The sequence below is a fragment of the Peribacillus sp. NPDC097264 genome (genome assembly GCF_050277925.1).
Lineage (GTDB): Bacteria > Bacillota > Bacilli > Bacillales > DSM-1321 > Peribacillus.
In genome coordinates this window covers 298951-311926 of the sequence record NZ_JBNNSR010000006.1, presented here as the reverse complement: position 1 = coordinate 311926, position 12976 = coordinate 298951, and the positions used below count along the sequence as shown (strand labels likewise).

13 protein-coding genes and 1 pseudogene are annotated in these 12976 nt (G+C 42.8%); 7 read left to right on the top strand and 7 right to left on the bottom strand.

The genetic code is table 11. The annotated features are described in order from the left end of the window. The first annotated feature begins 86 nt into the window (after positions 1-86). Positions 87-527 (top strand): Dps family protein, encoded by a 441-nt coding sequence (locus ACQKL0_RS11985; RefSeq protein ID WP_402875179.1) that lies wholly within the window; start codon positions 87-89, stop codon positions 525-527. 51 nt (positions 528-578) lie between these two features. Here the strand turns inward: ACQKL0_RS11985 and ACQKL0_RS11980 are convergent, their stop codons facing one another. Then, the gene (locus ACQKL0_RS11980) at positions 579-1493 is read right to left on the bottom strand and encodes a DMT family transporter (RefSeq protein ID WP_427687821.1); all 915 of its coding nucleotides are present in this window, start codon (positions 1491-1493) and stop codon (positions 579-581) included. A gap of 152 nt (positions 1494-1645) precedes the next feature. Between ACQKL0_RS11980 and ACQKL0_RS11975 the strand changes: the two genes are divergently transcribed. Beyond that, positions 1646-3049, top strand: coding sequence for a PLP-dependent aminotransferase family protein (locus tag ACQKL0_RS11975; RefSeq protein WP_427687819.1), 1404 nt, complete (start codon positions 1646-1648; stop codon positions 3047-3049). 87 nt (positions 3050-3136) lie between these two features. On the opposite strand, the gene ACQKL0_RS11970 is transcribed toward ACQKL0_RS11975, so the two are convergent. After that, positions 3137-3394, bottom strand: a complete 258-nt coding sequence (locus ACQKL0_RS11970; protein WP_402875161.1) for a DUF6154 family protein — start codon at positions 3392-3394, stop codon at positions 3137-3139. Positions 3395-3635: 241 nt separating this feature from the next. Here ACQKL0_RS11970 and ACQKL0_RS11965 point away from each other — a divergent pair, with 241 nt between their 5' ends. After that, positions 3636-3980 (top strand): hydrolase, encoded by a 345-nt coding sequence (locus ACQKL0_RS11965; RefSeq protein ID WP_402875159.1) that lies wholly within the window; start codon positions 3636-3638, stop codon positions 3978-3980. A 97-nt stretch (positions 3981-4077) separates the two neighbouring features. Next, a complete protein-coding gene (gene ytkD, locus ACQKL0_RS11960) occupies positions 4078-4539 on the top strand; it encodes an RNA deprotection pyrophosphohydrolase (protein WP_427687817.1) in 462 nt (153 codons plus the stop codon). A 66-nt stretch (positions 4540-4605) separates the two neighbouring features. On the opposite strand, the gene ACQKL0_RS11955 is transcribed toward ytkD, so the two are convergent. From ACQKL0_RS11955 to ACQKL0_RS11935, 5 genes and pseudogenes are all read right to left on the bottom strand, one after another. Further along, positions 4606-5397 carry an ABC transporter permease gene (locus ACQKL0_RS11955; protein WP_402875150.1) on the bottom strand — a complete coding sequence of 264 codons (792 nt, stop codon included), beginning with the start codon at positions 5395-5397 and terminating at the stop codon, positions 4606-4608. After that, positions 5387-6157, bottom strand: a complete 771-nt coding sequence (locus tag ACQKL0_RS11950) for an ABC transporter ATP-binding protein (RefSeq protein WP_402957022.1) — start codon at positions 6155-6157, stop codon at positions 5387-5389. The genes ACQKL0_RS11955 and ACQKL0_RS11950 overlap by 11 nt, the downstream gene beginning before the upstream one ends. A gap of 24 nt (positions 6158-6181) precedes the next feature. Next, positions 6182-6643, bottom strand: a pseudogene (locus ACQKL0_RS11945) (ABC transporter substrate-binding protein); the annotation flags it as partial. A gap of 169 nt (positions 6644-6812) precedes the next feature. Further along, the gene (locus ACQKL0_RS11940; RefSeq protein WP_407406251.1) at positions 6813-8312 is read right to left on the bottom strand and encodes a malate:quinone oxidoreductase; all 1500 of its coding nucleotides are present in this window, start codon (positions 8310-8312) and stop codon (positions 6813-6815) included. Between the two features lie 487 nt (positions 8313-8799). Continuing rightward, positions 8800-9336 carry a TetR/AcrR family transcriptional regulator gene (locus ACQKL0_RS11935; protein ID WP_403080349.1) on the bottom strand — a complete coding sequence of 179 codons (537 nt, stop codon included), beginning with the start codon at positions 9334-9336 and terminating at the stop codon, positions 8800-8802. Between the two features lie 165 nt (positions 9337-9501). Between ACQKL0_RS11935 and ACQKL0_RS11930 the strand changes: the two genes are divergently transcribed. The 3 genes from ACQKL0_RS11930 to ACQKL0_RS11920 all read left to right on the top strand — a co-directional run bounded on the left by ACQKL0_RS11930 (position 9502) and on the right by ACQKL0_RS11920 (position 12960). Beyond that, positions 9502-10932 (top strand): DHA2 family efflux MFS transporter permease subunit, encoded by a 1431-nt coding sequence (locus ACQKL0_RS11930; protein ID WP_427687815.1) that lies wholly within the window; start codon positions 9502-9504, stop codon positions 10930-10932. Positions 10933-11084: 152 nt separating this feature from the next. After that, positions 11085-11291, top strand: a complete 207-nt coding sequence (locus ACQKL0_RS11925; protein ID WP_427687813.1) for a hypothetical protein — start codon at positions 11085-11087, stop codon at positions 11289-11291. A gap of 61 nt (positions 11292-11352) precedes the next feature. After that, the gene (locus ACQKL0_RS11920; RefSeq protein ID WP_427687811.1) at positions 11353-12960 is read left to right on the top strand and encodes a recombinase family protein; all 1608 of its coding nucleotides are present in this window, start codon (positions 11353-11355) and stop codon (positions 12958-12960) included. Positions 12961-12976: the final 16 nt, after the last annotated feature.

Below are 12976 nucleotides of genomic sequence, written 5' to 3'. Positions count from 1 at the left end.
TTAGCATAAGAATTGAAGCGATAAAGGTTTCAATTTTTGTGGAGAGGGAACTATATAGGTATAACCAACTAACGGAGGTAGATATTATGACTCAGAAAAAATTAGGTAAATTAGTAAACAAAGAAATTGCAAACTTCAATGTCCTTTATACAAAAATCCACAATTTCCACTGGTTCGTAAATGGACCCCACTTCTTTGAACTTCACCAAAAACTAGAAGAATTATACACAGAAATCGGCACAGACATGGACGAGCTAGCTGAACGACTTTTAGCCATCGGAGAAAAACCGGTCGCTACGCTTAAAGAATATTTAGAATTGACGACTCTTGAAGAAGCGACAGGTAAAGAAAATACAGAAGATATGGTACAAAGCGTCATCACCGATTTCGAAAAACTTTCTACGGAATTCCTAGAAATCATCGAAGCCGCTGAAGAGGAAGATCCAGTAACAGCCGATATGCTGACTAGCATGAAGAAAAGCTTGAACAAACATGCTTGGATGCTACGTGCTTATTTAGGAAACTAAGCTTAGAATGAGATGGGTTCTACTTCGGTAGGGCCTTTTTTTGTTTCTAGACTATTTCGTCAAATCACTTTTCACGTCTTCTGTCTCGGCTTTCATTCGTGGTGCTCTTGCTACACGTCGGGTCGCTGCCACACAAAGCACCACAGCTATATTCACAGCTATGAGTGTGGGACCAACCTCCTCATGCAGAAAGACAGCTGCAAGCAACATCCCGAAAAATGGTTGAAGGAGCTGCAGCTGCCCAACCGCCGCTATACCACCCTGAGCGAGACCACGGTACCAGAAGATGAAGCCGATGAGCATGCTGAATAAAGATACATAAGCAAGGCTCAATAGTGAAGGTCCACCAATGTCGTCCCACGAATCCGGGGATAGATAGACGGAAAATGGAAGCATTAGGGGAAGGGATAGAACGAGAGCCCAACAGATCACCTGCCAGTCCCCTAGCTTCCGTGAGAGTCGAGCGCCTTCAGCATAACCGAGACCACATATGATGATCGAGGCCACCATGTAAACGTCGCCGATTGGGGAAGCTTCCCCATCTTGGATGAGGGCATACCCTGCAACCAGGAAGCTACCAGCAGCAGAAAATATCCAGAAGGAGGGACGTGGGCGTTCCCCACCCCGAATCACCCCAAATATAGCCGTCGAGAGCGGAAGTAGACCAATGAAGATGATAGCATGTGCCGATGTGACAGATTGCAGGGCCAAGGCAGTCAGCAGTGGGAAACCAACCACGACACCAACCGCTACGATCATAAGAGGGACGATATCCGTTCTTTCAGGACGTGACTGCCGGAAGAGAAGAAGAAGGGCTCCTGCCAATACACCTGCTATCGCCGCGCGGCACAAGGTAAGGAACACTGGATCGAAATCCGCTACAGCTAAGCGAGTCGCAGGCAGTGAGCCGCTAAAAATCATTACGCCAATAAAACCGTTCACCCAACCATTTGATGTTTTCTTCATTACAATCACTCCCAATCATATTTCTCCAACATCCTTTTTTATCTGCGTCTTATTCCTTTTAATGGATTACAATGAATATAAACAGAAAATGGTTCTTAATAAACAGCCAGTTTCTTTAAATAAAACCATGCCAGTTAGGAGGGATCATCGAAGTGGATATCACATTTTTTTTAAATCGAAACCACGATACGCCCCTTTATCAACAGCTCTATCAGCTTTTCAAGAAAGAGATGCAGGAAGGGCATCTTCAAAAAGGGATGAAACTTCCTTCCAAAAGGGTGCTCGCGTCTCAGCTTTCAATCAGCCACACGACAGTCGAGCGTACCTATGATCAGCTTGCGGCTGAAGGGTACATTGTGAGCAAGCCGAGAAGCGGCTGGTATGTGGATTATAGTGAATCCGATTTTGTACATATGGCAAACGACTCTTCCATTAAGCCCAAAATAAAAGAGAATGAACAATGGATTGACTTTCATTATGGCCATGTGGATTCAACCCACTTTCCTTTTTCTTCTTGGCGAAAAAGTATGGTCAGTAGCTTAGATCAATATGGTCAACAGCTTTATCGGCCAGGGAATATATTGGGGGAACCTGTGTTGAGAGAGCTTATTGCCGAATATTTATATCATTCACGCGGTGTTCATTGTCAACCTGAACAGGTCATTTTAGGGGCGGGTAATCCTATACTGTTACAGATCTTATGCCAAGTCTTTGGGCGGGACATTTCCATAGGGTATGAGGATCCGGGCTTTCCGAGAGCGAGGAGGATCTTTGAAATCAATTCTATGAAGATTCTCCCTATGCCAGTGGATGAAGAGGGTATCTGTATGCAGGGAATCCGAAATGAAAATCCTTCTCTTGTATATGTAACGCCTTCTCATCAATTTCCACTCGGCACCACCATGACGGTCAACAGAAGAAGGCAGCTCCTTAAATGGGCAGAGGATAACCAATCTTATATCATTGAGGATGATTATGAGGGGGAGTATAGATACAGCGGACAGCCGATTCCTTCTTTGCAAGGGATTGACCAGCATAACCGGGTCATTTATATGGGCACTTTCTCTAAATCCCTTCTCCCCTCGTTGCGCATCAGCTATATGGTTCTTCCTGCACCTCTATTAGAAAAAGGTACCGAAATCACTTCCTTGTATAAACAAACGATATCCTGTCACATTCAGTTTACGCTTGCTGAATTTATCAAAAGGGGCGAATGGCAAAAACACATCAACAGAATGAGAAAGCTGTATCAAAAAAAGAGAGAGATGGTATTAGAGACCATCCAAAACGAATTAGGAAGACATGTGAAGATACGGGGAGGAGATTCAGGTCTGCATATCTTGCTTGACGTGGACTCACGGTTTAATGAAGTAGAGCTTATTGAGAGGGCAAAAATGCATGGCGTGAAAATCTATCCCGCTTCCCTGTTTTATACAAAGCAACCTCCGACCACCACTGTCTTAATAGGGTTCGCAGGGGTTTCAGAAGAAGAAATACAAGTGGGCATAAAGAAATTGAAAGGTGCCTGGGATCTAGAAGACGATAAGTTGAAGTAGGTAGACTGAGAAAATTATTTCGGTTATTAACAGATCCCAAAAAAAGAAAGGCGTCCCAAGATGCGGGACGCCTAATATGGTATGTAATTAATGTATATTCCTTGGTGAAAAGTGAGTAGGTTTCGTATCATTTAAACTATTTTGTGCGAATTTTCCTTTTAACGTTTCAATAATGTAAAGGCCCATAAGATCGGTTAGTTCTTGGTCATCCATCTCTTGAAGCAATTCAAAAATTTCCTTGCGGTCCAATTGTTCCAGGACAGCAAAGGTTAGCATATCAATGTCTTCTTCATCACCAGTCAATTTATTACGGTACATGTTGTACAATTCTTCAATCAACTTCATAACTTTCACCTCACATTTCTTGAAAATCCGTTATCTCTTTATATGTAGGTTATCAAAAAAAACTCATGATGCATATAAAAATCTGTAGGATGCTTGGGCTTATTATATGTTTTACCCTTTGAAAGATACTTTAATCTATTATTTAACATCTTTCCCATTTGTGCAAACAAATTTTTCCATCGTATGAAGGTGGAATCTGGTGAGAAAATAAGCGTAGGAGTTAGGGAAAGGATGATGACGAATGGAAGAAACAAGGAAAAAGTATTACGTATACATCCCAAACGGGCAAATCACGCAGGACCGGGAAAGTTCTCCATGGAATTTTGAAATCGAGGCAACGGATAATGAAATCATCCAGCTTCGGGAATTGTTCGATTACAATTATTCAGTAGGGGAAGATAATTTTTATCGTGCCCACGTACCGTATTTACAATATCATTATGACCGTGAAAACGATGAACAGGATGTCACGCTTCAAAAGATTTATGAAATGATCTATATGCTAGGAACAGAAGAAGGCAAGCGGCATATCGAAAGCATGGGTATTCTGCAGGCAAAGCGGACAGATGATGGCCTCGAATATTAGAGGTCATCTTTTTTGCTACATTCTCATTTTTTTATCTTATAATAAGTATAACTCAAATGGAGAGAAATGGGTGAAATAAGGATTGGTTGTGGGAAATATGAAAAGCTTTCTAGACGAAAATGGATATATGGTCGAGTTTTCACATGATGAGGCTTTCGGGGTTGCCTATCATGTATTTGTCATATGCCGATACAGTGGCAAGTGGGTATTGACGAAACACCGGAAGCGCGGGTTGGAATTTCCAGGTGGCAAGCGGGAGGATGGAGAAACGATTGAAGGGGCAGCCAAGCGTGAAGTGTATGAAGAAACAGGCGGATTGGTGAACGAGTTGATTTTTTTAGGGCAATACAAGGTCCATGATCCCATGAAACCGTTCATTAAATCCATCTATTTCGCCGAGCTAGGTGGTCTGGAAAGCAAAAAGGATTATCTGGAGACGGACGGACCGCTCCTTTTGGCTAAGCTGCCGGACGTCCCGGGCGAGGAGTACAGTTTTATCATGAAAGACGAAATCCTGCCGCTTAGCCTGAAACGGCTTAAAGACATGATGGAAGGATGACAAAGAGACAGTCAGCAGGCTGTTTCTTTACATAAAAAAACTGCCGATTTACGATCAGCAGCTAGGTCAGTCCTTGATCAATTTTCGTTCAAGCAGTTCGACAAGCTGGTACATGATGGTTGCGAAGACGGCGATGATCATCAAGGCAAGCATCACGAGGGTGAAATTGAAGACTTGGAATCCATAGATGATTAGGTAGCCGAGCCCTTTTGCGGAAACAAGGAATTCTCCGACGATGACACCCACCCATGAGAGTCCCACGTTCACTTTCAAGGTGGAGATGATGGTTGGAAAGGAAGCGGGTAATATGGCTTCCCGGAACGACTGTAACCGTGTGGCACCAAATGTTTGAAGGACTTTCAGGTAGTTTGGGTCGACTTCCCGAAATGCGGTATAGACGACAATCGTGGTGATGATGATGGAAATGATCGCTCCCATGGAAATAATCGAAGGGAAGCCGGGACCGAATGCGACGATGATGATGGGACCAAGGGCCACTTTCGGCATCGCATTTAAAATGACGAGATAGGGATCAAGGATATTGGATAGTCTAGGAGACCACCAAAGTACGGAAGCGAGCACCGTCCCAAGCAGTGTTCCGATAAGAAAGCCGAGTACGGTTTCGAATAGCGTCACGCCCGAATGGGAGAGCAGGGAACCATCAGCCACTTTCGTTAAAAATAACTGCCAGACTTTCGAAGGGGAACTGAAGATGAGCGGATCGATCCATTTCATCCGTGAAAACAACTCCCACCCACTGAAAAAGACGATGAAAATGAGGAGCTGATAAACACGGACCAGCTTTTTTTCTTTTTTCAACGAGGCTTTATATTGGCCATGAAGCTGTTCAATATTCAAGACTTTCAAGCTCCTTCCAAATTGTTTGGAATAACGCGGTGTACTCTGGATGATTACGGGCATGGAAAGGTGTCAGTTCACGCAATTCCATGGGCACATCGAATGTCTTATGGATTTTACCTGGTTTCGCAGCGAACAAATAGATCCGGTCACTCATCGCAATCGCTTCACCGATATCATGGGTCACAAGGACAGCAGTCTTTCCGAATGATTTCAGTGTTTCCGATACAAGGTCCTCGAGTTTCAGTTTCGTTTGATAATCCAGGGCAGAAAATGGTTCATCAAGAAGCAGGATCTTCGGGTCAACGGCGAGAGTCCGGGCCAGGGCTGCACGTTGCCTCATTCCACCAGAGAGTTCGCGTGGATACGACTTTTCAGATCCGGCCAAACCCACCTCATTCAATAACTTCAACGCTTTGACCCGTTCCAATCCTTCATTTTTCTTCAATAGACGTAACCCCAACGTAACATTTTCATCTATCGTCTTCCATGGAAAGAGGTAATCCTGTTGAAGCATATAGCCAATCGGAAAATCATGATCCGTCCCAAGCGGTTCGTTCTCGAGCAGGATTTTCCCAGAAGTGGGTGGAAACAGTCCGGCGATGATGGAAAGCAGGGTCGTTTTCCCGCAACCGCTCGGGCCAAGAAAAGAGACGAATTCACCTTTTTCAATATCGAGAGAAATGCCCCCAAGTGCGGTTTGGGCCGCCTGATTTGAAAAATACGTGTGGTGAATGTCTTCGATCGTCAAAAATCCCATGAGACATCCTCCTTACTCTGTACCTTATTTGGAGACTTCTTTTGCAAAGTCCGTATTGACAAGCTCATCATGGCTGATGCGTGTAGGCAATTCACCGGCTTCGTCCATGATATCCTGCAAGTTATTCCATTCTTCTTCATCCAGAATCGGATCCGGTGCAAAGGAACCTTGCTCCTTGTAACGGTCGATAACGGTCTCCATCGTCTCAACGTCGATATCATCGAAGAATGGTTGGATCACTTTGGCGACTTCTGCTGCATCATTTTCCTGCACCCAATCCTGTGCCTTCTTCAAGGCTCGAGTAAATTTCTCTACGGTCTCTTTATCGTCCTTCAGATAACTTTCCTTGGCCATAAAGGTGGTATAGGGAAGATGACCGGACTCTGCACCAAAGGAAGCGACAATATGGCCCTTGCCTTCTTTCTCGAACACACTGGCAGTCGGTTCAAACAATTGGACGAAATCACCTGTACCGGATGCGAAGGCAATGGATAACAAGATACATACAAAACATGGTATGGGAAGATTAGTGAATCTATTTTTATGGTCTATGTCATGATTTCCAGTTTGGCGGAATAAATAGAGGGGGAGAGTTTTGAGTTAAAATGAATAAAAAAAAACCTTCAATCCTTTTCAGATTGAAGGTTATCGAATATTAATTATAGGCTTTTTCTTTTTTTTTGTGTAAACCAAGTACCTCTGCTGTAGAAGAATGAACTTCTTCAAGAACGTCTGGGTTATCTTTCAAGGAAATGCCGTAAGACGGAATCATTTCTTTAAGTTTCGGTTCCCATTCTTGCTTCTGTTCAGGGAAGCATTTGTCGATGATTTGAAGCATAACATGGACGGCTGTTGAAGCACCTGGTGATGCACCCAATAACGCGGCAATCGAACCGTCAGCCCCTGTAATGACTTCCGTACCAAATTGAAGCGTTCCTTTTCCTTTATCCGTATCTTTGATAACTTGAACACGTTGTCCAGCTACGACCAAATCCCAATCTTCAACTTTAGCGTTAGGGATGAACTCACGTAATTCTTCAACGCGTTGTTCTTTCGATAACATAAGTTGCTGAACCAGATATTTAGTCAAAGGCAATTCTTTTGCGCCAGCTGATAACATCGTCAAGACATTATTCGGTTTGACGGAAGTGATTAAATCAAACATGGAACCTGTTTTCAGGAACTTCGGTGAGAAGCCGGCAAACGGTCCGAATAGCAATGATTTTTTATTATCGATGAATCGTGTGTCAAGATGCGGAACAGACATTGGTGGAGCACCAACTTTAGCTTTTCCGTATACTTTGGCATGATGTTGCTCGATGATTTCTGGATTATTACATACCATGAAGATCCCGCTGACAGGGAATCCACCAATATGCTTCCCTTCAGGGATACCGGATTTTTGCAGTAAGTGCAAGCTTCCGCCCCCGCCGCCGATGAAGACGAATTTAGCATTATGGCGTTCAACATTACCCTTGGCGTTACGAACTTTCAATTCCCAAGAACCGTCGTTAGCCCGTTTAATGTTATCAACAGAATGTTTATATTTAATATCTACATTTTTATTTTCTAAGTGGTCAAATAACATACGCGACAAGGCACCAAAGTTAACATCTGTTCCAGAGTCGATTTTAGTGGCCGCAATGCGGTCATTCGATGGACGGTTTTCCATGATAAGTGGAATCCATTCCTTTAATTTTGCAGGGTCTTCAGAAAATTCCATCCCTTGGAATAGAGGGCTTTCTGATAGCGCTTTAAAACGTTTCTTTAAGAACGCAATATTTTCTTCCCCTTGAACCATGCTCATATGTGGCAATGACGTGATGAAGTCTTGTGGATTATTTATCAGCTTGTTCTTTACTAGATAAGACCAAAACTGAGTTGAAAGTTGAAATTGTTCGTTAATTTTAAGGGCCTTGCTAATATCAATAGAACCATCTGGTTTTTCAGTTGTGTAATTAAGTTCACACAGTGCTGCATGACCTGTCCCCGCATTATTCCACTCGTTAGAGCTTTCTTCCCCCGCGCTTTCAAGCTTTTCGAACACCTTGATTTCCCATTCCGGTACTAGTTCTTTAAGCATTGTCCCCAAAGTCGCGCTCATGATCCCGGCACCAATTAAGATGACGTCTGTTTTGATTTCTCCGTTGCTCATCATTACCATCCTTATACCCTAAAATTTGCAGAAAGGATGTAGGTGGTCCTGCTTAGGCGTCACAATAAGCCAAGGCGTGACCTGGTCACACATCATTCCTGTCTTTATTATAAGCATATCATACTGTATTGCTTTTTTTAATAGATTAAAATAGCCAATAATACTATATCGTTAAAATATAGATGATGTGAAGTAGTGAACGTAAATTATATCGCTGCTTTGGTTATGAGCATAAACCCAATACCAATAGGTAAAACCAATGAAACATGACCTACCATTTATACATTATCTCCATTATATCTTAAAAACACTCTCAGAAAAAGTTTATCCAATTGGATTTTCCACCCGTATTTCTTATAGAAGGAAAGTAATGGAGAACGTAAATAAAGAGATAAATCCGGTCGATATTTATTTTACACCTTTTAATGAAAAGAATGCATAATAAATGTAAAAAAAGAGCATTTTAATTATTTGGTTTGCTACTCGATTATCGATAGAGTTCAATAATTTGTTTGGCAATGTATTCGGAACTGAAATGAACGCCATCTTTAAGCCACCACATGATGACACCCAGGATGGAGGAGGCAAGAATATCCATGGATAACGTTACTTCCTTTGTCCGGTCCCTTACACGTTTTATGGCAATGGAGTCCTTTAAGATCATATGCAATTTTTTCTTGAAACCCGGGTGGGCAAAAAGCACGGCAAAAAGCTTTCGGTGCTTATAAAAGTAATCCAAAAACGTAATGAATTGCTCTTCATTATTCAAATTATCAATTTGCAGGATGGGTGACAATTCCAACGACAAGTCGTCGAAAATATCATAGACCAATTGTTTTAACAAATCATTAATATCGACAAAGTGTAAATAAAAAGTTGCACGATTCAGCTCTGCGCGGTCCGATATCTTTTGGACGGTAAGCTTCGATATATCAGGGTTTTCAATCAAGATATCCGTGACGGCCTTTTTAATCATTCGCTTAGAGCGAAGGGCACGGGGATCCTGCTTTTTTTGTGTCGACAACGTAAACCTCCTTCATCTATTATTTCGAACTTCTTCAATATATTTTACAAATCTGTTGTTTAATTAACACTTCATAACAAATTGTGAATAGGCATCCAAAAAAATGAATGGTACTATCTATTTTATTGACAAGGTGTTAAAAAAGCAAATGAAGTGAGGGGTAATATGTCGGAACCAATCAATAAAAAGGTATTATTAACCGTGTTGATTTTAGGGTGTTTTTTATCCACTTTAAATCAAACCCTTTTAAACGTCGCACTAAGTAACTTAATGGAGGTATTTTCTGTATCCGCTACAACCGTGCAGTGGATATCCACTGGGTTTATGTTGGTGAATGGGGTGTTAATCCCGATTACGGCCTATTTAATGAAACGTTTTTCTACACGCCAATTATTTATAAGTTCGATGCTGTTTTTATTAATTGGCTCTATTTTGTGCGCGGTAGCACCGAATTTCGCTATTTTACTGATGGGACGTATGATTCAGGCCATTGGGGCAGGAATTATTATGCCATTGCTAATGAGCGTCGTCATGTTTATTTTTCCTCCAGAAAAAAGGGGAAGCATGATGGGGTTGATGGGACTGGCGATCATATTCGCTCCAGCCATTGCACCGACATTGGCCGGTTTCGTTATTGAATATTATTCATGGCGCTGGTTATTCATCGGGATCATTCCATTTGTCGTGATCGTCATATTATTAGCGATGAAATATTTAATCAATGTTTCGGAAACAGAAAAAGTGAAGTTGGATGTAGCAAGTGTTATTTTATCAACCATCGGATTTGGTCTTATTCTATATGGCTTCAGTAATGCCGGGAGCCATGGGTGGGATGATAAGGTTGTCATAATGACCATACTTGTAGGGATCGTGACGATAGCGATTTTCTGTATGAGACAAATAAAATCATCTGATCCGTTTCTTAACTTATCGGTTTTTAAGAATAAAGTATTTACGCTAACTTCCATCATTAACATCTTTGTTACGATGATGATGTATGCGGATATGATCCTGTTGCCGATCTATTTACAAAATGGTAGAGGGTTCACTGCATTTGACGCCGGTTTATTATTATTGCCGGGTGCTATCATCAACGCCTTGATGTCTCCGGTCACGGGGAAATTGTTTGACCGCTTAGGCGCGAAACCGGTATTCATCATCGGGTTGATTTTCATCATTCCGTCCATGTGGGTGGTTACAGATTTAACCGAATCGACGACCTTCGTCTTTTTGATGGTGCGGACCATTTTCCTTCGCATAGGATTGAGCTTCATTACGATGCCATTAAACACGGCCGGTTTGAATGCCTTACCGAAAACACTAGTGACACATGGTACAGCCGTGAATAATACGGTTCGCCAAATTGCAGGGGCAATTGGAACGGCTATTGTCGTTACCGTGTTTACGGCACAAACGACAAAGCATGCGGAAACATTGTTGGGGGATACACCAAATGCTACAGGTGAATCCATCCGCGCACTAGCTTCGATTTTGGGTTCGAGTGATGCCTATTATTTCATGACCATCCTAGCGATTATCGCGTTCGTGTTAACCCTGTTTGTTCCGTCTAAAGCAAAGATTAAACAACCATCATAATTGGTCAGCCAGTACTTTCGGGTACTGGCTTTTTTCTATCCTTATGAATCTCATTCTGCCCCAGTATTCTACGGGTAGTGATTAGAAGACTATTAATACTATCATCGCAACGGCCATAGATTATAGGAATCCATGGCAACGGGGTGATGGCGATGACAGAGGAAGCAAATGGAGGGAAAGGGAAACTGATTATATGGGACGAAACGGAATACCAATACAGAACAGATGAAGAATACGACCATTTGTTGGAGATTTCCGATTATAAGGTGAAGGTGACTTTGAAATTCGCCAAGAGTGAGGCGAGGAACGAGGTGGCGAGAAAAGGACTTAAAGCGTTTTTTAGGGGGATATGGTTTTGAAGCACCGTTTTATTGAGGGTTTTATTTTAACCGAATGAAACAGGGAAAAAGGGGTGTGGAAATGAAACGGGTTTGGTGCCTGTATCGAGTATCCACCATGAAGCAGATGGCTACGGATGATGATATTCCCATTCAAAAGAGCGCATGCCATGAATTCGTGAAAAATAGGCCGGATTGGCGCATCACTCATGAATTAATAGAAAAAGGGGTTTCGGGCTGGTCGAAGAAAGCGGACGAAAGGGATGCCTTGAATACGATTAAACAAGGGGCCCTGGACAAGGAATTGGATGTTCTTTTGGTGTTCATGTTTGACCGATTAGGGAGGCGGGAGGATGAAACGCCTTTAATCGTCAATTTCCTGAATCAAAATGCCGTAGAGGTCTGGTCCACGCAAGAAGGAAAGCGGAACACGGAAACACATATCGACAAGCTGTTGAACTATATCAGTTTCTGGCAATCCGACGGGGAAAGCCAGAAGACTTCTATGAGGGTTCGAGAAGCTAAAAAGCAGCTAAGTGAGCAAGGCTATTTTCAAGGTGGGGCCGCCCCGATTGGTTATAGAATCCTCGAAACAGATCGGGTGCATTGGAAGAACAAAGACAGGCACCTGAAAGAGTTGGCGGTGGATGAGGAAGAGTCGGCCATGATAAAGCTAGTCTTCAGTTTATACGTGGACCGACACCTGGGGTATCGAAAAATTGTTGATTACTTGAACAACAAAGGCTATCGAAATAGGGACGGGAACATATATGGGGTAAGTACCATTCAGCGCATCTTGGCCAACCCGATTTATATCGGGCACAAACGCTATAAAGGCTTTAATGGGGAAGACGGAAATACACAGCCATATAATGAGAAGTTACGAATTATTCCGGATGAAGTATTCAAGGAAGCGGAGCGGATCAGGAGTGCAAGGAGCAGTAAATTAAACCAACAAGACAAGGAAGGCATCCCATTGGCAGGGAAGCTGATGTTTTCGGGGTTGGCCTATTGCCAGTATTGTGGGGCAAAGTTGAGTGGAAACTACTTGTATCGCAAAAGTAAGGGGAAGGAGGATCACTCCGCCAAAGTTATGTATCGCTATAGGTGCCCGCTCAATAAAGGCAGGATGAATGGCGAACATGTAAGCAGCACATGGGAAGGCAGAAAATACGATGCCATCGTGATGAAAAGGGTGAAGGCGGTTCTGTCTCAACTGGATATGGGCTCCTACTTCGATCTCTCCTCTCACAAGGCATCACATCTAGCCCAGCTTGAGCGGAACCTAAAGCAGCTGGAGAAGGAACATCAGGTTCTAACGAAGCAATTGGCTAAGCTACATGGTGAAATCATCAAATCATTGGGGGGAGATAGTGCATTCACCCCGGACCAACTGTCGGGTGCCATGGGAAGTGTAGAGAAAAAGATAGCTGAAAGTACGGCACGTATCACAGGATTGAAAGCAAATATCGAAAAGGAAAAAGAAGCCTCATCAAGGCATGTCGATCTAGCTGACCAGTGGGAGAGTGAATTCGATCAGGCGGACAATGATTTGAAAAAGGCTATGCTTTCCAGGGTTGTGGATAAAGTGGTTTTTGGAAAAAATGAAGTCCAGATTACGTTCAATTTGGCTCTTCGGGAATGTTTACATGAAAACACGGAGGAACTTCCTGATAGCGAGGCGCCTTGAAGCATGCATTTTGTTA